Origin of the sequence: Rathayibacter sp. PhB151, assembly GCF_004366415.1 — a bacterium.
Lineage (GTDB): Bacteria > Actinomycetota > Actinomycetes > Actinomycetales > Microbacteriaceae > Rathayibacter > Rathayibacter festucae.
The window spans coordinates 588,211-608,101 of the sequence record NZ_SOEN01000007.1 but is presented as its reverse complement, the minus strand read 5'-3'; the positions used below and the strand labels follow the sequence as shown (position 1 = coordinate 608,101).

The window sequence follows — 19,891 nt, the reverse complement described above, 5'->3', positions numbered from 1 at the left end:
TTGGAGTAATCGAAGCGCCCTGCCTAGCGTGGAGTCATGACCCCTTCAGCGACCACCACGACCCCGGAGCGCCGGATCTCCACCTCCGTCCTCGTCATCGGCACCGGCGGCTCGGGCCTCCGCGCCGCGATCGAGCTGGCCGAGGCCGGCGTCGACGTCCTCGCGCTGGGCAAGCGCTCGAAGTCGGACGCGCACACCTCGCTCGCCGCCGGCGGCATCAACGCCGCCCTCGCCACGATGGACCCCGACGACAGCTGGCAGCAGCACGCGGCCGACACCATCACCGAGTCCTACCAGCTCGCCAACCCGCACACGGTCGAGATCGTCACCTCCAACGCCGCCCGCGGCATCCAGGACCTCGAGCGCTACGGCATGCCGTTCGCCCGCGAGGACGACGGCCGCATCTCGCAGCGCTTCTTCGGCGCGCACACCTACCGCCGCACCGCCTTCGCCGGCGACTACACCGGCCTCGAGATCCAGCGCACGCTGGTCAACCGGGCAGCGCAGCTCGACGTCCCGATCCTGGACACCGTCTACGTCACGCGCATCCTCGTCAACGAGGACGGCGCCGTCTTCGGCGCCTACGGCTTCGACCTCGTCGACGGCACCCGCTACCTCATCCACGCCGACGCGGTCGTCCTCGCCGCCGGCGGCCACAACCGCATCTGGCGCCGCACCTCCTCGCGCCGCGACGAGAACACCGGCGACTCGTTCCGCCTGGCCGTCGAGGCCGGCGGGCGCCTCCGCGACCCCGAGCTCGTGCAGTTCCACCCGTCGGGCATCATCGAGCCCGAGAACGCGGCCGGCACGCTGATCTCCGAGGCGGCCCGCGGCGAGGGCGGCATCCTCCGCAACGGCCTCGGCGAGCGCTTCATGGGGAAGTACGACCCGGAGCGGATGGAGCTCTCGACTCGCGACCGCGTCGCGCTCGCCTGCTACACCGAGATCAAGGAGGGCCGCGGCACGCCGAACGGCGGCGTCTGGCTCGACGTCTCGCACCTTCCCCGCGAGACGATCATGACCCGCCTCCCCCGCGTCTACCAGACGATGCTCGAGCTGCAGATGCTCGACATCACGAAGGACCCGATCGAGATCGCGCCGACCGCGCACTACTCGATGGGCGGCGTCTGGGTCCGCTCGGACGACCACAGCACCGACGTCCCCGGCCTCTACGCCATCGGCGAGGCGTCCAGCGGACTGCACGGCGCGAACCGGCTCGGCGGCAACTCGCTGATCGAGCTGCTCGTCTTCGGCCGCATCGTCGGCCAGGCGGCGGCGGAGTACTCCGCGTCGCTGACCGCGCAGACCCGCTCCGCCGCGTCGGTGCAGGTCGCCCGCGACGAGATCGCCGACCTGCTCGCCGCCGACGGCGAGGAGAACGTGCGGGCCCTGCAGCGCGCGATCCGCAACACCATGACCGAGCACGCCGGCGTCGTCCGCGACGAGGCGGGCCTGCTCGCCGGTCTCGCCGAGCTGGACGCGATCGAGGCGCGCATCGCCGGCATCGGCATCCACCCGGACATCGCGGGGTTCCAGGACCTGGCGCACGCCTTCGACCTGAAGTCCGCCGCGATGGCCGCGCGGGCGACCCTCGAGGCCGCGCTGGAGCGCCGCGAGAGCCGCGGCTGCCACAACCGCAGCGACTACCCGGAGATCGACCCGGCGCTCCAGGTGAACCTGGTCTGGTCGCCGTCCACCGGCATCACCCGCGAGGAGATCCCCGCGGTCCCGGAGGAGATCCAGGCGCTGATCCGCGAGGTCGCCACCGCGGGCAAGCTGCTCGAGTAGCGGCACCGCTCGCGCTCAGCGCGCACGACGACGCCGGCTCGGGAGCGTTCCCGGGCCGGCGTCGTGTCGTTCCGCATCCGATCAGGCGCGGCTGCGGGCGCGTCCGCCGAAGCGGGTGTAGAGGAACAGCACGATGATCGCGCCGATGATGGAGCCGATGATCCCGGCCGGCTGGAGGAAGCCCTCCATCGGGTCGTGCTGGAAGATCAGGAAGCCGAGGAAGCCGCCGACGAAGGATCCGACGATCCCCAGCACGATGGTCATCAGGATGCTGATGTTCTGCCGCCCGGGGACGATGAGGCGGGCGAGAGCGCCGGCGATGAGGCCGACGACGATGAGGCTGATGATGAGTCCGAGCACGGGAGTCACCTTCCTGTCGAGCACGGCGGACCGTGCGGTGGGGCTCTGCGGTCGCTGAGCCGATGAGCAACCCAAGCAGTCGCGGAGGGGTGGCCGGTACACCCCTGGGGGTGTAGTCACGGAGTCCGGTCGCGCGGTACGGTCCGTGGATGGACAGAGCATGCCGGCGCCCCTGACCGTCGCCCTGGTCGACGACTACGACGTCGTCCTCAAGGGCCTCGCGCACATGTTCGACCACTACCGCGACCGCGTCGTCGTCGCCGAGATCGACGCCAACGCCGCGCTCTCCGACCGCATCGACATCGTCCTCTACGACTCGTTCGCCCAGCCGGAGTCGGACCTGCAGGAGCTCGCCGACCTCGTCCGCAACCCGCGCGCCGAGCACGTCGTCGTCTACACCTGGAACTTCCACCCCGACCTCGTCGCCGACGCCCTCGACCAGGGCGTGCGCGGCTACCTCTCCAAGACCCTGCCCGCCCGCGAGCTCGTCGCCGCCCTCGAGGCCGTGCGCTCCGGCGAGCTCGTCGTCAGCGAGCCGCCCCGCCGCGCCGGCACCGCCCCCGGCCTCGACTGGCCCGGGCGCCACGAGGGCATCACCGACCGCGAGTCCGAGATCCTCGCTCTGATCACCCAGGGCAAGAGCAACGCCGACGTCGCCGCCCTCACCTACCTCAGCCCCAACACGGTCAAGTCCTACATCCGCAGCGTCTACGGCAAGATCGGCGCCTCCAGCCGCACCCAGGCCGTCCTCTGGGGCGTCGAGCACGGCTTCACCCCCGACCACCACCGCATCGACCACTGGCTCGGCGGCCCGTGAACGCGCAGCCCGTCGAGGGCGAGGCGCTGCTCCAGGCGCTCTGCACGACCTCCGAGCTGGACGAGGACGGCGAGGTCGTCGCCGTCGGCGACCGGATCCGGCGGCTCGCCGTCCCACACCGCGGCGGCTACTTCGGCGGCGACCTCGACGAGACGCCGTGGATGCTCGACCGCTACGGCGACGCGATCGGAGCCGCCGACACGGTGTGGATCGAGGGCGTCGTCGAGTCCGTCGCGGCGATCCGGACCCGCATGAGCCGGCGCGACGACGGCGTCTGGACGGTCCGGCCCGGCTCCGCGGTGCTCGAGCCGCTGCGCTCCACCGCGGACACGCGCAGGCCGGTCCCCGAGATCGACTGGGGGCCGCACTCGGAGCCCGACGCCGAGGGGCACGCCTACGCGATGGGCTTCGCGCGGCGGAGCGAGGGCGACGAGGAGCTGTCCGGCTGGCTGATCACCGTGCGGCGCGCCTAGGGTGAGCAGACCGCAGCACGAGGGGGACGCGATGCCACGGAACCGCCGAAGAGCCGCCATCGGTGCGGCGATCGCTCTGCTCGCCCTGCCGCTGCTCGCCGGGTGCGCGGGACCGACGCCCTACTCGGACTTCGACCGGACGCGGGACGACCGCGACGTGCTCCCGGATCTCGGTGTGGTGAGCGAGCAAATCGATCCCGACTCCGTGCGCTTCGTCGGCACCGCCGAGGGCGTCGACGTGTACCTCGGCTCGTCGATCCGCGGCGACGACCACTGCGTCATCGTCGACGGCGGCGACGACGGTCCCATGAGCGGCTGCAGCGGTTCGGGCGACCTGGAGGTGTCGCAGCGCACCTCGGTCGTCGTGCAGGTGCATCCCGACGGCGTCGTGCCGGAGGACTCCCCCGGTCTCGACTGGACGGCCCTCGGCCAGAACGTGTCGGTGCGGTCCTACAACTGACCGCTGTCCCGCCTGCGGTAGGTCGCCAGCGCCACTCCGCCGGGCAGCGCGCGCAGGTCGACGGCCTCGAGCGCCACCGGCTGCGGGAGCCCGCCGAAGAGGGGGACCCCCGCGCCCAGCAGCAGCGGCGAGATCTTCACCTGGATCTCGTCGATCTCCCCGATCAGCTGCGCGGCGAGGTCGCCGCCGCCGCAGAGCCAGACATCGCGCCCGGGCTCCCGCTTGAGCGCCGCGACCTGCGCCCGCACGTCGCCCGCCATCGTCTCCACCCGGTCGGAGGTGGGCAGGCGTCCGTGGGTCACCACGATCTGGCGCAGGTGCGGGTACGCACCGTCGACGAGCCCGGCGTCCACCGCCGGGGCGTGCGTCCGACGGCCGAGCAGCACGGTGTCGAACCGGCGGGGCGACGCCGTGACGCCGAGCGCCGCGCGCAGGTGCGCCGGGCAGGTCTCCGGATAGCGCTCGAAGAGGTCGGCGAGGGTCTCCGGCGCGGTCGGGAACGCGGAGACGTCCCCCTCGGGATCCGCGAGGAAGCCGTCGAGCGAGGTGGCGATGTAGTAGACGAGGTCGCGCATGCCACCGCACGGTACCCCTCGTCGGCGGGGGTCTTCTAGCCTGGAGGGAGAGGAGGCCCCATGTCCGAAGCCAGGGATCGCGCCGCCCGGTACGCCGCGGAGCGCGCTGCCGGTGGCCGTCCGGAGACCGGCGACGAGAGCACCGGCTCCCTCCCCGAGAACCCCGAGGACCGTGCCGCGTTCATCGAGACGTCGATCCAGCAGGCGATCCGCCGGGGCGAGTTCGACGGCCTGCCGGGCGCGGGCAAGCCGCTCGAGGGCCTCGGCGAGCACCACGACCCGGACTGGTGGATCCGCCGCAAGATCGAGCGCGAGAACCTCACCGGCATCGGTCCCGCCGCCTTCCTGCTCCGCGCCGAGGACCGGCGGCTGGACGAGCAGCTCGACCGCCTGATCCGCGAGTCCGAGGTGCGCGCGGTGCTCGCCGACTTCAACAAGCGCGTCGTCGAGGCGCGCCGCCAGCTGCTCGGCGGCCCGCCGGTGGTCACGCCGCTCCGCGACATCGACGCGGAGGTCTCCGCCTGGACCGAGCGCCGGAACGCGCGGTTCGCAGCGCCCGAGCCGCAGGAGCCCGCGCGGCCCCGCCGCCGGTGGTGGTGGCGCCGGCGCTGACCGCTCCGCGCACGAGCGCGCCGATCCGCATCACTATGCTGGGAAACTCCGCGAGGGAGGGTCGGATGAAGGTTCCGCGCACCGCGACGACCCGCGTCGTCACCGAGATCAACCGGACGGCGATCGTCGACGCCCTCCGCCTGCACGGCCCCTCCTCCCGCAGCGCCATCGCCCGGCACACCGGCCTCAGCCCCGCCACGGTCGAGCGGCTCTGCTCGGCCCTGCTCGGCGAGGGCGTCATCGTGCTCGACGGCCGCGAGCGCTCCTCCGGCGGCCGGCCGTCCTCGCTCTACCGCTACGCCGGCGACGCCCGCGTGGTCGCCGCGATCGAGGTCTCCGAGACGCAGGCGCACGGCCGCCTCGTCGACTTCGACGGCAAGACCGTGCGCGACGAGGTCCTCGCCTTCGACCTCTCCGGCGACGGCTCCGACGCCGACCGCCGCCTCGCCGGCACCATCGAGATGGTCGACCTGCTGATGGCCGCGTCGAAGCGGATCCGCAAGCCCTGCGCCGGCGTCGGCGTCACCATCCCGGGCATCGTGCACGGTCCGGAGGGCCGGGTCACCAACACGATCGAGCTCGGCTGGAGCGACGTCATGCTCGGCAGCATCCTCCAGGCCCGCGTCGGCGTGCCGGTGCTGGTCGAGAACGATGCGAACGCCATCGGCTTCGGCGAGTGGTCCCGCGGCGCCGGCCGCGGCGCGCAGAGCCTGGCCACCTACGTCCTCGGCGTCGGAGTCGGCGCCGGCATCGTGCACGACGGAGTGCTGCTGCGCGGGTCGCGCTCGGCCGCGGGCGAGATCGGCTACCTGGTCACCGAGCGCTCGCACCTGGAGCGGCCGTACACGACCCAGGGTGACCTGGAGTCGCGGATCGCCGGGATCTCCCGGAGCTACGCGCGGGAGCACGCGGCCGATGCGGCGAACCCGCTCGGCGCCCTGCTCGACGCGGCCGCGGCCGGCGAGGAGTCCGCCCGGGCGCCCGCCGCCGAGGTCTTCGACTACATCGGCCTGTCCTGCATCGCGCTCTGCACCGTGCTGGACCCCGAGCTGATCGTCCTGGCCGGCCACCTCTCACGCCAGCCCGAGTACGCGATCCAGGAGGTGACCCGTCGCCTCGTCGGCCGGATCACCATCCCGCCGCGCATCGCCACCGCCGAGCTGGGCACCGACGCGGCGCTCGTCGGCGTCGCGCAGCTGATCATCGCCCGCTCGCGGACGGCGACCTACCTCAGCTGAGGGGCCGCTCGAACGCCGAGGCCGCCTCGCGGTCGAGCAGCACCGTGACGTCCGGATGGCCCTGCAGCGCCGAGGCCGGGCAGTCGACGTCGACCGGGCCGAGCAGCGCGCGGGCGACGGCGTCCGCCTTGGCCGCGCCCGAGGCGAGGAGCACCAGCGAGCGCGCGGCGAGGATCGTCGCGATCCCCTGCGTGATCGCCGACTCCGGCACCAGCTCGAGACGACCGTCGAAGAAGCGCGCGTTCGCCTCGCGGGTGCTCCGCTCGAGCCGGACGACGTGCGTGCCGACGTCGTGCGGGGTGCCGGGCTCGTTGAAGCCGATGTGGCCGTTGCCGCCGATGCCGAGGATCTGCAGCTCGACGCCGCCGGCCGCGCGGATCGCGGCGTCGTAGTCCCGGCCCGCCTGCTCGCCGTCCGCGCGGGTGCCGTCGGGCACGTGCACGGCGCCCATCCGCAAGGGGACGCGCACCTCGCGGTCGAGGACCGCGCGGTAGCTCTCGGGGTGCCCGGAATCGATGCCGACGTACTCGTCGAGCGCGAAGGCGCTCACCCCGGAGACGTCGATCCGGTCCGCCGCGACCCGGCCGGCGAGCTCGCGGTACAGCAGCGAGGGCGTCGAGCCGGTCGCGACGCCGAGCACCGCCCGCGGGTCGGCGAGGACGCGCTCGGCGACGAGGTCGGCCGCGGCGTGCGAGGCCTCGGCGAAGGAGTCGAAGACGCGGACGGTGGTGCCGGGCGCGAACGCGGTGCTCCCGCGCGTTCCGGTGAGGCTCACGAGGCCACCTCCGAGAGGGTGCGCTCGGCGGCGGCGAGGGCCCTGGCGTGCGCCATCGCGCCCACCACCGGTGGCCGCCGCACCACGACGAAGGCCAGCTGCGGCGCTTCCTCGGCCAGCCGCTCGCGGATCCGCCGCTCGTAGGCGGGCTGGTTCACGATCACGCCGCCGCCCGCGACGACGAGCGAGCCGATCGCGCCGCGGCGCACCAGCGAGGCGACGCCCGTGGCGAGCGCCTGCGCGGCGTCCTCGACGATCCGCCCGGCGAGAGCCGAGCCGGCGGCCGCCTGCTCGAAGACGAGCGGGGCGAATGCGCCCCAGGCCGCGCCGCCGGCGATGCGCGTCGCCTCGGCGGCCAGGGTCGCGGCGTCGCTCGCGCCGAACGCGGTGAGGACGGCGCCGATCAGCGGGTCCGACGCCCCACCGCCGGGGGCGATGCCGCGGTCGCAGGCCACGAGGGTCTCGCGCAGCGCCGTCGACACGAGATCGTGCGCGCTGCCGCGGTCGCCGAGCGGCCAGCCGTGGCCGTCGACGGTGATCCGGACGCCGCTCGCGGTCGTCCCGCAGATCACGGCGCCGGTGCCGACGATCATCTGGATGCTCGGTTCCTCCTGCTCCGCGAAGCCGAGCAGCTCGGCGTCGTTGACGACCGTCACGGGCCGGCCGAGGCGGAGCGACAGCGTCGCCGTCGCCTCGCGCATCTGCCCCGGAGTGTCGCAGCCGTGCACGCCGAGGACCACCACGGCGTCCTCGGCGAGCGGGCGCAGGCGCAGCAGCACGTCGGCGAGCCGGGGCAGGTTCTGGGGGTCGGCGAAGAGCTCGCCCGTGCGCCAGGCGCTCGAGGGGAGGACCAGGTCCTCCTCCGCCCCGACCGTGTCGAGGAGGCGGACGTGGGTCTTGGTGCCGCCCACGTCGACACCGACGAGATGGGCTGCGGCCTGCGGAGGATTTTGCGTCACAGTGGCATGAAAGCATCTCCGGCCCCGCGGGACAAGGCGGCTGGCGCGGGATGCAGCCCCTCGCACACCTCCGCGTTACGGCGCTGTTTCCGCGAGTTACGGCCCGATCACGACTTCCGGCCCCCGGAAGATTCTTGTTGACCTATATGGGTCGTATTGATAAGAAAGCACTACCGCCTCGACGACGAAGCGCCCGCGCCTCGTCGACTGACAGACACATGAAAGGTGTTCCGTTGAAGAAGACAGCACGCGCCACCCTGGCGCTCCTCGGCACGGGAGTGCTGATCGCTTCTCTCGCCGGGTGCGCGAACGGCTCCTCCGGAGCCGGCGCCTCCGACCCGCTCCAGTTCGTCCTCTCCGGCGACGGGACCCAGGGCGGCGGCTACCAGAAGATGGCCGATCTCTACCAGGAGCAGACCGGTGTCGAAGTCGAGATCGTCGATGTGCCCGGCGACGACCTGACGACCCGCCTGCGCAACAGCGCCCAGGCGAACGACCTGCCGGCCCTCGCCGCGGCGGCGAACGTCGACCCGCTGTGGAAGGACCAGATCCTCGACCTGTCGCAGATCGCGACCGACCAGGACATCCTGCCGCTGCTCGCCGTGCCGGACCCCGAGGACGGCAAGGTCAAGGCGCTGCCCACCAGCCTCACCTCGGTCGGCATGTTCATCAACAAGTCGCTCTTCGACGAGGCGGGCGTCTCGTACCCCACCGATGCGACGCAGAGCTGGACCTGGGACGAGTTCGTCGCCAAGTCCGAGGAGGTCCAGGCGGCCACCGGCGCGCAGTACGGCATGGTGATGGACAACTCCGCGCACCGCCTCCGCTCCTTCCTCTACGAGTTCGGCAGCGAGGGCATCGTCGACGACGGCGGCACCTTCACCGCCAACGCCGAGACGAAGACGGCGCTGGAGTACTTCAAGAAGCTCAACGACGACGGCTTCATGCCCAAGTCGGTCTGGACCGCGGGCGAGGACGCCAGCGCGACCTTCAAGAGCGGCCAGGTCGTCTCCTACTACTCCGGCGTCTGGCAGATCGCGGACTTCCAGTCCAACATCACCGAGTTCGAGTGGGCCTCGGTGCCGACCCCGCAGCAGCCCGTCAAGGCGACCAACTACGGCGCCGCCTCGTGGATCGTCGCCTTCGACGGCACCGGCCAGGAGGAGGAGGCCCAGAAGTTCATCGACTGGCTCTACCAGCCCGAGCAGTACTCCGCATACTGCGAGATCGCCGGCTGCCTGCCCGCCGTCACCGGCCTCGAGATGAACTACCCGGCCAACCAGGACGCGTTCGCGCTCTACAACGCCGAGATCGCGGCCTCGCCCGCCGTCTCCTCGCTGCAGACCGTCGACCAGCTGATCGGCGGCTACGAGGGCAAGTTCCTCCAGTCGGAGCCGCTCAAGGACGAGACGATCAAGTACCTCAACGACCAGCAGAGCGTCGACGAGACCATCGACAACATCCTGTCGACGACCCAGGCCGCTCTCGGCGAGTAGGTCCCCCCGGCGGTGCGGGGTCCTCTCCCCGCACCGCCCTCCACCTCGCAGGATCACCCGATCAGGAGAGCATCATGACCGTCCAGCCGCTCGTCACTCCGTCCTCACCACCGGAGACGGTCCTCACGGTCCCCGGCGCAGGTCGCGGATCGAAGGGCTCGCGCAAGCGCCCCGTGCGCCGCCCCCGCTACGTCGTCAGCACCGTGCTGCTGACGGTCGGCGTCGCGATCCTCTTCGCCCTCTTCTTCGTCTGGCCCGGCGCCCTCGGCGTGATGTACTCCTTCACCTCGTACCGGGGCTTCGGCGACATCGAGTTCGTCGGCCTCGACAACTACACGGCGCTCGCGCAGGACCCGGTGTTCTACGCCGCGGTCGGCCGCACGCTCGTCTACGCGCTGTTCTCCGTGCCGTTCGCCTGCGGCCTCTCGCTGCTGATGGCCGTCGCGCTGAACAACGCGCGGGCCAAGGGCAAGATCGGCGCCCGCATCATCTTCTTCCTGCCCTGGCTGGTCTCCCCCATCGTCGCGGGCGTCATCTGGCGCTGGATGTTCGGCGAGAGCTTCGGCTTCGTCAACTTCGCGATCACCTCGCTCGGCGGCGGCGCCGTGCCGTGGTCCTCGAACGCCGACCTCTCGCTCTTCGTCGTGATCCTCGCCTCCGCCTGGGGCGGCGCGGCCTTCAACATGCTGTTGTTCATCGCGGCGCTGAACAACGTGCCGGTCTCGCAGTACGAGGCGGCCGAGCTCGACGGCGCGAACCCCTGGCAGCGCTTCGTCTCGATCACCCTCCCCGGCATCGCGCCGACCACGCTGCTCGTGGTCCTGCTCTCGACGCTCGGCCATATGAAGGAGTTCGCGATGATCCAGGCCCTCAACAACGGCGGCCCGGGCACCGAGAACCAGCTCATCGTCCAGTACATCTTCCAGACCGGATTCGCGCAGTCGAACGTCGGCTACGCCAGCGCCGCCTCGATGGTGCTGCTGGTGATCCTGCTGATCATCGCCGCCATTCAGCTCGCCATCAGCAAGAGGAGCCAGGCATGGTGACCACGACCCCCGCCCCCGCCCGCACCACCCGCCCGAAGCGCACGCCGGCCGCGCCCGCGCCGATGACCCGGAAGAAGACCGGCGAGTTCCGCCGCTCGATCGGCCCGACCGCGATGCTCTGGGCGATCGCGATCCTCACGCTCTTCCCACTGCTCTGGTTCCTGCTCAGCTCGTTCAAGGGCGGCGGCGACCTCTTCACCTACCCGCTCTCGCTGCTGCCGCGCGAGTGGACCCTCGACGGCTACCAGCGCGCGCTGGAGCGGGTCGACTTCGTCCGCTACTTCTCGAACACGTTCGTGGTCGCGACGCTGACCACGCTGCTCACCGTCTTCTTCAGCGCGACGACCGGCTACGCCCTGGCGAAGTACAAGTCGCCGTGGCTGAGCGTGCTGGCGCTCTGCATCCTCGCCACGACGATGCTGCCCGGCGAGGTCATCCTCAACCCGGTCTTCACCGTGGTCCGCGACCTCGGCATGTACAACACGCTGATGGGCATCATCATGCCGTCGATCCTCACCCCGACCGGCGTCTTCATGTTCCGGCAGTTCTTCATCACGGTGCCGGACGAGCTGCTCGACGCCGCCCGGATCGACGGGGCGCGCGAGCTCTCGATCTTCTTCCGGATCATGCTGCCGCTGTCGAAGCCGATCATCCTGACGCTGTCGATCATCTCGTTCCAGTGGCGCTGGAACGACTACATCTTCCCGCTGATCATCCTCAGCGACCCGAAGAACTTCACCCTGCAGATCGCACTGCGCCAGCTGATCGGCGCGCAGAACATCGACTGGGCGATCCTGCTCTCGGCCTCGGTGCTCTCGATGCTGCCGCTGGTGGCGATCTACCTGGTGTTCCAGAAGTACATCACCGGGTCCGACATCAATGCGGGGCTGCGCGACTAGAGATGCACCACGACGAGATGCGCCCCGAAGACCTGAAGGCCGCCGCCCGCGTCGACCGCTTCCTCGCCGAGCGCCTCCCCCTCGCGGTGACGGCCGAGCACCTCCCGCTCGCCGTCGCCGCGTGGACGGCGGTCGGCGAGCCGGTCGGCGTCGAGACCGCGACCGACCCGCGGAACACGTACGAGACGATCGAGCCGGGAGCGCCGTGGGGCGCCGCCTGGGACACCACCTGGTTCCGGGTGACCGGGACGGTGCCGGAGAGGTGGGGCCACACGGGCCGGGTCGAGGCGGGCGATCGGTTCCGGATCGAGCTCTCCCTCGACCTCGGCTTCGACCGGGCCAAGCCCGGCTTCCAGTGCGAAGGCCTCGCCCGCGCCGCCGACGGCCGGGTGCTCAAGGGCCTCGAGCCGCGCAACCATCACGTGCCGCTCGACGCGGCTCCCGGCGAGGAGTTCCTCGTCTGGGTGGAGGGCGCCTCGAACCCGGACCTCACCGGCGGGAACGACTTCGCCGGCCCTGGCGGCTTCTCGCCCACCCCGTTCGGCGACCGCGCCACTGCGCCCGTCGAGCCGCTCTACCGGCTCGGCCGCTTCTGCGTCGTGCTGGTCGACACCGTCGCCGAGCGGCTCGGCCTCGAGCTCGGCGTCCTCCGCGGGCTGCACGACGAGCTGCCGGTCACCGAACCGCGGAGGCACGAGATCCTCGCCGGGCTGACCCGGGCCCTGAACGCCCTGGACCCCGACGACCTCGCCGGCACCGTCGCCGACGCGCGCGCGGTGATCGCGCCGCTGCTCGCCGCACCGGCCGCGCACTCCGCGCACCGGATCTCGGCGACCGGCCACGCGCACATCGACTCCGCCTGGCTCTGGCCCACCCGCGAGACCGTCCGCAAGTGCGCGCGCACCTTCTCCAACGTGCTCGATCTGATGGACCGCGACCCGGACGCCGTCTTCACCTGCTCCTCCGCCCAGCAGTTCGCCTGGATGAAGGAGCACCACCCCGGGATCTTCGCCCGCATCGTCGAGCGGGTCCGCGAGGGCCGCTTCGTCCCGGTCGGCAACATGTGGGTCGAGTCCGACGTCACCATGCCCTCCGGCGAGTCGCTGGTGCGCCAGCTGCAGCAGGGCGCGCGGTTCTTCCAGGAGGAGTTCGGCGCGATCAGCGAGGTCGGCTGGCTGCCGGACTCGTTCGGCTATCCGGCCGCGCTGCCGCAGCTGCTGCGGAAGGCGGGCCTGCGCTGGTTCTTCACGCAGAAGATGTGCTGGAACGAGACCAATGCGATGCCGCACCACTCCTTCGTCTGGGAGGGGCTCGACGGCTCGCGGATCTTCACCCACTTCCCGCCCTCGAACACCTACAGCGGCGACCTGCGGCCGACCGAGCTGGCGCGCATCGTCCGCAACTTCCAGGAGCACGGGCGGGCGACGCGCTCGCTGATGCCGTTCGGCTACGGCGACGGCGGCGGCGGGCCGACCCGCGAGATGATGGCGCTCGCCCGGCTGCAGTCCGATCTCGAGGGCTCACCGCGCCTCGAGTTCTCCTCCGCGCACGACTTCTTCGCGGCCGCCGAGGCCGAGTACGCCGACCCGCCGGTCTGGTCCGGCGAGATGTACCTCGAGTTCCACCGCGGCATCCTCACCTCGCAGGCCCGCACCAAGCAGGGCAACCGCCGCAACGAGCGGCTGCTGGCCGAGGCCGAGCACTGGGCGAGCGTCGCGTTCCTGCGGCACGGCGTGCCGTTCCCGTTCGACGAGCTCGACGCGCTCTGGCGGCGGGTGCTGCTGCTGCAGTTCCACGACATCCTCCCCGGCACCGCGATCGCCTGGGTGCACCGCGAGGCCGAGCGCACGCACGCCGAGGTGAGCACGGCGCTGGAGCGGATGATCGCCGAGCGGCTCGCGGTGCTCGTCGGGCCGGGCGAGCGGCGGATCGCGCTGAACGCGGCGCCGGTCGTCGTCGGCGGGGTGCCGGCGCGGGGCGGGGCCGACGTGGAGGCTGCCGAGGGGCTCTCCGTGCGCGCCGACGGCGAGGGCTTCGTGCTCGAGTCGCCGCGCCTCGTCGTCGCCGTCACCGCGCAGGGGCTCCTCTCGAGCGTCCTCGACCGCGACTCCGGGCGCGAGCTGCTGCCCAGGGGTCGCGTCGGGAACCTGCTGCAGCTGCACCGCGACGAGCCCAACCAGTGGGACGCCTGGGACCTCGACGCCGCCTACCGCGACACCGTCGTCGACCTCGTCGACGGCACGGTCGAGCTCGGCGAGGACGGCGCGAGCGTCGTCGTCCGCCGGAGCGTCGGGCGCGGGGGCAGCTCGGTCGTCCAGACGATCGCCCTCGATCCGCGCGAGCCCGCGGTCCGGATCCGCACGGTCGTCGACTGGCACGAGCGGCGGAAGCTGCTGAAGCTCGCCTTCCCGCTCGACGTGCACGCCGAGCAGTCCTCGGCCGAGACGCAGTTCGGCCACGTCCGCCGCCCGGTGCACACCAACACCAGCTGGGAGGCGGCGAAGTACGAGATCTGCGCGCACCGCTGGCTGCACGTCGGCGAGCCGGGCTTCGGCGTCGCCGTGGCCTCCGACGCGGTCTACGGCTACGACGTGCAGCGCACGATCGACGACGGCCGCGTGAGCACCGTGGTCCGCCAGTCGCTGCTGCGCGCGCCGACCTTCCCCGATCCGGAGGCGGACCAGGGCGAGCACGAGTTCCTCAGCACGCTCACGGTCGCCCCCGGCATCGCCGACGCCGTCCGGGCCGGCTTCGCCGCGAGCACGGCGCCGCGCGTCGTCCTCGGCGGCTCGATCCCGGAGGCGCTCGTCACCGTCGAGGACCCGGCCGTGGTCGTCGACACGGTCACGCTCGCCGCCGACCGCAGCGGCGACGTGATCGTCCGGCTGCACGAGGCGCTCGGCGGACGCGTCCGCACGGCGCTGGTCGTCGCGCATCCGCTCAGCGGCGTCTGCGAGGTCGACCTGCTCGACCGCGACGCCGAGGGGACGGCGCTGCGGGGCGTCGACTCCGGCCGGATCGCGCTCGAGCTGCGGCCGTTCGAGGTCGTGAGCCTGCGCCTCTCCCCCGCTTCCGTTCCTTACCCCGAGGAGACCCCGTGATCACCGTCGACGACGCCCCCTACGCCGCCCGGCTGATCGCGGACGCCCGCGTGCGCGGCGACGAGTTCGTCGCGCGCGCCCGGCGGCCGCTGACCGGGCTCGGCCCGCGACCCACCATGCGCGCCATCACCTCCCTGGTCGCCCTGGCGATCGCCGAGGGCGACGAGGGTCCGGAATCGCGGGACGCCGCCGAGACCTACCTCCGGCACCTCGCCGCCCAGCAGCTCGACAGCGGTCTGTTCTCGAGCAGCGGCAACCTCGCCTCCCCGCCCGACACGGCGTTCACGATCAACGACCTCTGCGGCTGCGTCGAGCTGCTCGACCGCCACCTGCCCGCCGGTTTCGACGCGGTCCGGGAGGGTCTCGCCGCGATCGCCGTCGCCGCCTCGCCCGCGATGCTGGCCGGCGGCGTGCACACGCCGAACCACCGCTGGGAGCTGGCGAGCGCCCTCGCCGCCCTCGCGGTCCACGTGCACGGCGGGCGCTCGGCGGACGGCGCGTCCGGGGCCCTCGCCGCCGCGCTGCTGGACCGCGCCGACGCCTGGCTGGCCGAGGGCATCGACATCGACGCCGACGGGCAGTACAGCGAGCGCAGCGCCGTCTACGCCACCGAGGTCACGAACCCGAGCCTGCTGACGCTGGCGCACGGCCTCGACCGGCCGTCCCTGCTCGAGCCGGTGCGGCGGAACCTCCGCGCGATCGCCGGCCTGGTCGAGGACGACGGCGAGATCGAGTGCGTGCACTCCCGCCGGCAGGACCAGACCATTGCCTACGACGTCGAGAACCTGCTCTCGCCCTACCGCCTGCTCGCGCTGGAGGACGGCGACGGCGACGCCGCCCGGATCGTCGGGCAGATCCTCGGTCGCACGCTGCGCGAGCCGGAGCGGCACCTCGCCGAGCTGCTGCGCCGCCCGGAGATCGGCGGACTCCTGCCCGAGCCGGCCGCGACACCCGGCTCGGTCACGCGCGGCTATCCGGTCAGCCGGCTGCTCCGCCGCCGCGAGGGCGCGCTCTCCGTGTCCGTCTCGGCCGGCAGCGACTTCGCGAGCACCGGCCGGATCGGCTCCGGCCTCGCCAACTCCGCGACCCTGCTCCGGGCGCGCGCGCACGGGCTCGTCCTCCGCTCGCTGCGCGTCTCCCCCGCGTTCTTCTCGCTCGGCTGCGCCCGACCGCAGACCCTCGAGCCGACCGAGCGCGGCGCGGTGCTCGTCGAGCGGCGGGTCTCGGGCTACTACGACACGCTCGGCGCCGACGCGCCCGCGGCCACCGCCGTCCCGGACAGCGAGGGCCGCTTCTTCTCGGTGATGGACTTCGCCCGGCGTGAGCGCTTCGACGTCGAGCTGCGGACGGAGGTGGCGGTCGAGATCGACGAGACGGGCATCGACGTCACGGTCTCCTTCACCGGCCTCGAGACGCGCTACGCGCTGGAGCTCGTCGTCGACGGCGACGCACTCGTGTCGGGCGCCGCGGTGCTCGAGGACGGCTGGTGGCTCGACGGAGCCGTCGCGACCGTCGCCACCGACGCCGCCGTGCTCTCGATCGACACCGATCCCGGCGACGGCGTTCCGCCGGTCTTCGACGACGGCGAGATGTTCACGTACGTCGGCGGCGCCGATCGCGTCGCCGGCACCCGGATCCTGCTCGGCGGCTCCACGACCGAGCCGCGCCGCCTGCGGCTCGCGATCGCGCCCCGATGAGCAACCCGATGAGCACCGCCGATGGCGCCGGAGGCTTCCACGGCAGCACCGAGGCCAGGACATGGGAGACCGGGGTGATGGTCGGCACCGGGACGACCGGCGCGGCGCTGTACGAGGGCCCCGACGGCGAGGGAGACGGCGGCGAGGGAGACGGCGGCGGCGGCGCGGTCGTCTCGCTCTCGCACGAGCGGCTCCGTCTGCCGGTCGACCCGCTGGTCGGGCCGCCGCTGCTCGCTCCCCTGCTGCCGGCGATCCGCGCGCTGCTCGACCGGGCGCCCGTGAGCGACGCGGACGCGGAGCGGATCGAGGAGTGGCACACCCGCGCCTGGGCCGAGGAGGGGCACGACGGCTCGCTCCTCGACGCCGACCCGCTGGTGCCCGCGGGAGTCCTCCGGCTCGAGCTGGCCACCGGGTCGTCCGGCGGCATCCGCGAGCGCTCGGTCGACTACCCGACGGGCACCGCTGCCCTGACCCTTCCGACGGGACTCACGGTCAGCGTCCGCGCCGACCGCGGCGCCGACCGGCTCCTCGTCACGGTGCGCGCCGACTCGCCCTTCTCCGGCCTGCTCCGGCTCGCCCCGGCCGACGAGCCGACCGAGCCCGATCTCGGCCCCGACGCCCCGCGCGACCACCGCGAGCACGCCCTCGTCCGCGCCGTCGACGGCGGCGAGACCCTCGCCCTCGAGACCGTGCCCCGCCACCCGCGCCCCACCGGTTTCCGCTCCGCCCTCGTCGTCGCGCGCCTGCTGCGGGGCCAGGAGTCCGCCGTGAGGGAGCGCGACGCGACCTGGCCCGCCTGGCGCGTCTCCGGCGCCCGCGAGCTGGAGCTGGAGCTGCGCGTCTCGGTGACCTCGACCGCGCCCGCGCCCGTCACTCCGCCGGTCCTCGCCCGCTACCCCGCCGCGACCACCCCGCACGAGCGGCTCGTCGGCGCCTGCTCCTTCTCCCTCGGCGCCGCGACCCCGCGCAGCATCGAGGAGGTGCGCGCCGACCCCGCGGCGAGCGACGAGCTCGTCGAGCGCGCCTTCGCCGCCGGCCGGCACGCGATCATCGCGGCGACGGGCGAGCTGCCCGCCAGCCTGCAGGGCGTCTGGGCCGGCTCCTGGGCGCCGGCCTGGTCCTCCGACTACACGCTCAACGGGAACGTGCAGAACGGCGGCGTCGCCTCGCTCGGCACGACCGGCACGCCCGAGCTGCTGCGCTCGTTCTTCACCGCCGTCGCCGAGTTCGAGGACGACTACCGCCTCAACGCCGAGCGGATCCTCGGCGCGCCCGGCTTCCTGCTGCCCACCCGCATCTCCGGGCACGGCCGCGCCAACCACTTCACCGCCGAGTACCCGCTGCAGTACTGGCTCGGCGGCGGCGGCTGGATCCTCCGGCTCGCCTGGGACCACTGGTCGAGCACCGGCGACGAGGAGTTCCTGCGCGGCTGGGCCCGGCCCTTCGCCCACGAGGTCGTCACCTGCTACCGGCACGCCCTGGTGATCGACGCGGACGGGACCGCGCACGTCTCCCCCGGCTACTCCCCCGAGAATCACCCCGGTGACCAGGAGACGCCGATCACCCGCGACGCCACGTCCGAGGTCGCGATGATCCGGGACGCGCTGCTGATCGCCGCGCGCATCGAGCGGCTGCTCGGCACGGACGAGGACGCCGCCGAGTGGGAGGCACTCGCCTCCCGGCTCCCCGGCTACCGCGTCAGCCCCGACGGGCAGCTGGCGGAGTGGCAGGACCCGGCGCTCTCCGACCGGCCGGAGCACCGGCACGCCTCGCACCTGCACCCCTGGTGGTACGAGGGCGACCCGGCGACCGCCGACCCCGCCCTCGGCGCTGCGGCCCTGGAGGCGGTCCGCGCCCGGCTGCGCTGGCGCGCCGAGGAGCCGACCGCCCCGCCCGGCCGGATGGAGATGGCGTTCGGACTCGTGCAGGCCGGCGTCGCCGCCGCCACGCTCGGCGACGCCGAGGCGGCGCTGCAGTGCGTCGACTGGCTCGCCCGCCTGCACTGGCGCCCGAACATGATGCCCACCCACGACGCCGACGCGATCGTCAACGTCGACGCCGCGGGCGGACTGCCCGCCCTGGTCGCGCAGATGCTCGCCCGCTCGGACGGCACGACACTGCACCTGCTGCCCGCCCTGCCCGACCGCTGGGCGGAGGGACGGATCACCGGCCTGCACCTGCGCGGCGCCCTGCGGGTCGAGTCGCTCTCCTGGAGCCCGGAGTCCGTCGAGTGCCTGCTCCGCAGTCCCCTCGACGCGGCGGCGGCGCGACTGGGCGAGCGCGTGCTCGTGCGGCTGCCGTTCGACATCGAGCTCGAGGAGGGCACGCCCGGAGCGCTCCAGATCGACCCGCGCACGCTGTCGGTGGACCTGCGGCACGGCGCGCACCTGCACCTCGCCCTGCGAAGGCTCTAGGCCGTCACCACCGGCTCGCCCGCGGCCCACACCGCCCGCACCTGCAGGGCGTCGTCCAGCAGGACCACGTCGGCCGCCCGGCCGACCGCGAGTGTGCCGAGCGCGCCCTCGGCGCCCAGCACGCGCGCCGGCGTCGCACTGACGGCGCCGACCGCGGCCTCGAGCCCCAGACCGACCGACGCGACCGCGCGGCGGAGTGCCGCGTCGAGCGTCAGCGTGGAGCCGGCGAGTGTCTCCGTGCCCTCCAGCCGGGCGACGCCGTCCCGCACGTCGACGCGCAGCCGGCCGATCCGGTGCGCGCCGTCGCCCGCTCCCGCCGCCGCCATCGCGTCGGTGACCAGCGCGATCCGTCCGGGCGCCGACGCGAATGCGATGCGCGCCACGTCCGCGTCCACGTGCTCGCCGTCCAGGATCAGCTCGAGCACCACCCGCTCGTCGGCCAGCGCCACCGGGATCGGCCCCGGCGCGCGGTGCCCGATGCCCGGCATCGCGTTGAAGGCGTGGGTGACCAGCCGCGCCCCGCGCTCGATCGCCGCCCGCGTCGTCGTCGCGTCCGCCTCGGTGTGGCCGACCGCGACGACGACCCCCGCGCCGGTCAGCCGCTCGATCGCCGCGAGGGCTCCCGGCAGCTCGGGAGCGATCGTGATCTGCCGGAGGCTCCCGCGCGCCGCGTCGAGCAGCCGCCCGACCGCCTCTGGCGCCGGCGCGATCAGGGCGTCCGGATCGTGCGCCCCGCGGCGCGACGGCGCGAGGAACGGCCCCTCCAGGTGCGCCCCGAGGACGAGCGGATCCTCCGCCGCCAGCGAGGCGACCACGTCGAGCGACGCCTCCAGCTGCGCGAGCGGCGCCGACACCAGGCTCACCAGCGAGCGCGTCGTCCCGTGCGCGCGGTGCAGAGCGAGTCCCGCCCGCATCCCGTCCGCGCCCTCGTCGAAGCTGCGGCCCGCCCCGCCGTGCACGTGCAGATCGACGAACCCGGGCGTCGCCGTCAGCCCGGCCGCGTCGTGCACCCGCGCACCCTCCGCCGCCCGCTCCCAGCCGCCCCCGGCCCCGACCTCGACGATCACGCCGTCGTCCGCGACCAGCCAGAAGTCCTCGACCGTCCCGCCCGCGTCGACCTTCCGCGCGCCGTGCAGCACCCGCCTCCCGGTCCGCTCCATGTCCGCTCCTCCTCGTCCCGG

Annotated in this window: 17 protein-coding genes; 12 read left to right on the top strand and 5 right to left on the bottom strand. The window is 73.2% G+C overall.

All coding sequences use genetic code 11. The features are described from left to right. Positions 1 to 36: 36 nt before the first annotated feature. A complete protein-coding gene (locus EDF35_RS10300; RefSeq protein ID WP_133962254.1) occupies positions 37 to 1,788 on the top strand; it encodes an FAD-dependent oxidoreductase in 1,752 nt (583 codons plus the stop codon). Positions 1,789 to 1,869: 81 nt separating this feature from the next. Here EDF35_RS10300 and EDF35_RS10295 read toward each other — a convergent pair whose 3' ends face one another. Further along, positions 1,870 to 2,148: a GlsB/YeaQ/YmgE family stress response membrane protein gene (locus EDF35_RS10295; RefSeq protein WP_123445883.1), complete on the bottom strand. Its 279-nt coding sequence runs from the start codon at positions 2,146 to 2,148 to the stop codon at positions 1,870 to 1,872. Between the two features lie 160 nt (positions 2,149 to 2,308). On the opposite strand from EDF35_RS10295, the gene EDF35_RS10290 reads away from it, so the two are divergent. Genes EDF35_RS10290 through EDF35_RS10280 form a run of 3 tightly spaced genes read left to right on the top strand, consistent with a single transcriptional unit; the run spans position 2,309 to position 3,898 of the window. Beyond that, positions 2,309 to 2,965 (top strand): response regulator transcription factor, encoded by a 657-nt coding sequence (locus tag EDF35_RS10290; RefSeq protein ID WP_123445882.1) that lies wholly within the window; start codon positions 2,309 to 2,311, stop codon positions 2,963 to 2,965. Next, a complete protein-coding gene (locus EDF35_RS10285; RefSeq protein WP_133962253.1) occupies positions 2,962 to 3,438 on the top strand; it encodes a hypothetical protein in 477 nt (158 codons plus the stop codon). The genes EDF35_RS10290 and EDF35_RS10285 overlap by 4 nt, the downstream gene beginning before the upstream one ends. Before the next feature lie 31 nt (positions 3,439 to 3,469). Next, the gene (locus tag EDF35_RS10280) at positions 3,470 to 3,898 is read left to right on the top strand and encodes a hypothetical protein (protein WP_133962252.1); all 429 of its coding nucleotides are present in this window, start codon (positions 3,470 to 3,472) and stop codon (positions 3,896 to 3,898) included. Here the strand turns inward: EDF35_RS10280 and EDF35_RS10275 are convergent. Beyond that, a complete protein-coding gene (locus EDF35_RS10275) occupies positions 3,889 to 4,473 on the bottom strand; it encodes a dihydrofolate reductase family protein (RefSeq protein ID WP_133962251.1) in 585 nt (194 codons plus the stop codon). The two genes, EDF35_RS10280 and EDF35_RS10275, sit on opposite strands and share 10 nt — an antisense overlap. A 60-nt stretch (positions 4,474 to 4,533) precedes the next feature. Between EDF35_RS10275 and EDF35_RS10270 the strand changes: the two genes are divergently transcribed. Both EDF35_RS10270 and EDF35_RS10265 read left to right on the top strand, forming a co-directional pair. After that, positions 4,534 to 5,085 (top strand): DUF1992 domain-containing protein, encoded by a 552-nt coding sequence (locus EDF35_RS10270; protein ID WP_133962250.1) that lies wholly within the window; start codon positions 4,534 to 4,536, stop codon positions 5,083 to 5,085. Between the two features lie 65 nt (positions 5,086 to 5,150). Beyond that, a complete protein-coding gene (locus EDF35_RS10265) occupies positions 5,151 to 6,323 on the top strand; it encodes an ROK family transcriptional regulator (RefSeq protein ID WP_166674067.1) in 1,173 nt (390 codons plus the stop codon). On the opposite strand, the gene EDF35_RS10260 is transcribed toward EDF35_RS10265, so the two are convergent. Together EDF35_RS10260 and EDF35_RS10255 are read right to left on the bottom strand one after the other, a co-directional pair. Beyond that, positions 6,316 to 7,098 carry a glucosamine-6-phosphate deaminase gene (locus tag EDF35_RS10260; RefSeq protein ID WP_133962248.1) on the bottom strand — a complete coding sequence of 261 codons (783 nt, stop codon included), beginning with the start codon at positions 7,096 to 7,098 and terminating at the stop codon, positions 6,316 to 6,318. The genes EDF35_RS10265 and EDF35_RS10260 overlap by 8 nt on opposite strands. After that, entirely contained in the window at positions 7,095 to 8,057 is a 963-nt protein-coding gene (locus EDF35_RS10255) for a BadF/BadG/BcrA/BcrD ATPase family protein (protein ID WP_166674066.1), read from the bottom strand. The genes EDF35_RS10260 and EDF35_RS10255 overlap by 4 nt, the downstream gene beginning before the upstream one ends. Positions 8,058 to 8,290: 233 nt before the next feature. Here EDF35_RS10255 and EDF35_RS10250 point away from each other — a divergent pair, with 233 nt between their 5' ends. From EDF35_RS10250 to EDF35_RS10225, 6 genes are all read left to right on the top strand, one after another. Beyond that, positions 8,291 to 9,553 (top strand): extracellular solute-binding protein, encoded by a 1,263-nt coding sequence (locus tag EDF35_RS10250; protein ID WP_243839919.1) that lies wholly within the window; start codon positions 8,291 to 8,293, stop codon positions 9,551 to 9,553. A 74-nt stretch (positions 9,554 to 9,627) separates the two neighbouring features. Then, on the top strand, positions 9,628 to 10,599 hold the full coding sequence (locus tag EDF35_RS10245; RefSeq protein ID WP_133962246.1) for a sugar ABC transporter permease: 972 nt from the start codon (positions 9,628 to 9,630) through the stop codon (positions 10,597 to 10,599). Further along, positions 10,593 to 11,498 carry a carbohydrate ABC transporter permease gene (locus tag EDF35_RS10240; RefSeq protein ID WP_243839918.1) on the top strand — a complete coding sequence of 302 codons (906 nt, stop codon included), beginning with the start codon at positions 10,593 to 10,595 and terminating at the stop codon, positions 11,496 to 11,498. The genes EDF35_RS10245 and EDF35_RS10240 overlap by 7 nt, the downstream gene beginning before the upstream one ends. Before the next feature lie 17 nt (positions 11,499 to 11,515). Then, entirely contained in the window at positions 11,516 to 14,599 is a 3,084-nt protein-coding gene (locus EDF35_RS10235) for a glycoside hydrolase family 38 C-terminal domain-containing protein (RefSeq protein ID WP_133962245.1), read from the top strand. Beyond that, positions 14,596 to 16,296, top strand: a complete 1,701-nt coding sequence (locus tag EDF35_RS10230) for a hypothetical protein (RefSeq protein ID WP_133962244.1) — start codon at positions 14,596 to 14,598, stop codon at positions 16,294 to 16,296. The genes EDF35_RS10235 and EDF35_RS10230 overlap by 4 nt, the downstream gene beginning before the upstream one ends. Before the next feature lie 8 nt (positions 16,297 to 16,304). Beyond that, a complete protein-coding gene (locus tag EDF35_RS10225) occupies positions 16,305 to 18,710 on the top strand; it encodes a glycoside hydrolase family 95-like protein (RefSeq protein ID WP_133962243.1) in 2,406 nt (801 codons plus the stop codon). On the opposite strand, the gene EDF35_RS10220 is transcribed toward EDF35_RS10225, so the two are convergent. Then, positions 18,707 to 19,870 carry an amidohydrolase family protein gene (locus EDF35_RS10220; RefSeq protein WP_133962242.1) on the bottom strand — a complete coding sequence of 388 codons (1,164 nt, stop codon included), beginning with the start codon at positions 19,868 to 19,870 and terminating at the stop codon, positions 18,707 to 18,709. The two genes, EDF35_RS10225 and EDF35_RS10220, sit on opposite strands and share 4 nt — an antisense overlap. Between the last annotated feature and the right edge of the window lie 21 nt (positions 19,871 to 19,891).

Coding starts and splice junctions, on each gene's coding strand:
- EDF35_RS10300 (WP_133962254.1), top strand. CDS start 37: ATGACCCCTTCAGCGACCACCACGACCCCGGAGCGCCGGATCTCCACC.
- EDF35_RS10290 (WP_123445882.1), top strand. CDS start 2,309: ATGCCGGCGCCCCTGACCGTCGCCCTGGTCGACGACTACGACGTCGTC.
- EDF35_RS10280 (WP_133962252.1), top strand. CDS start 3,470: ATGCCACGGAACCGCCGAAGAGCCGCCATCGGTGCGGCGATCGCTCTG.
- EDF35_RS10275 (WP_133962251.1), bottom strand. CDS start 4,473: ATGCGCGACCTCGTCTACTACATCGCCACCTCGCTCGACGGCTTCCTC.
- EDF35_RS10270 (WP_133962250.1), top strand. CDS start 4,534: ATGTCCGAAGCCAGGGATCGCGCCGCCCGGTACGCCGCGGAGCGCGCT.
- EDF35_RS10265 (WP_166674067.1), top strand. CDS start 5,151: ATGAAGGTTCCGCGCACCGCGACGACCCGCGTCGTCACCGAGATCAAC.
- EDF35_RS10245 (WP_133962246.1), top strand. CDS start 9,628: ATGACCGTCCAGCCGCTCGTCACTCCGTCCTCACCACCGGAGACGGTC.
- EDF35_RS10240 (WP_243839918.1), top strand. CDS start 10,593: ATGGTGACCACGACCCCCGCCCCCGCCCGCACCACCCGCCCGAAGCGC.
- EDF35_RS10235 (WP_133962245.1), top strand. CDS start 11,516: ATGCGCCCCGAAGACCTGAAGGCCGCCGCCCGCGTCGACCGCTTCCTC.
- EDF35_RS10225 (WP_133962243.1), top strand. CDS start 16,305: ATGAGCACCGCCGATGGCGCCGGAGGCTTCCACGGCAGCACCGAGGCC.
- EDF35_RS10220 (WP_133962242.1), bottom strand. CDS start 19,870: ATGGAGCGGACCGGGAGGCGGGTGCTGCACGGCGCGCGGAAGGTCGAC.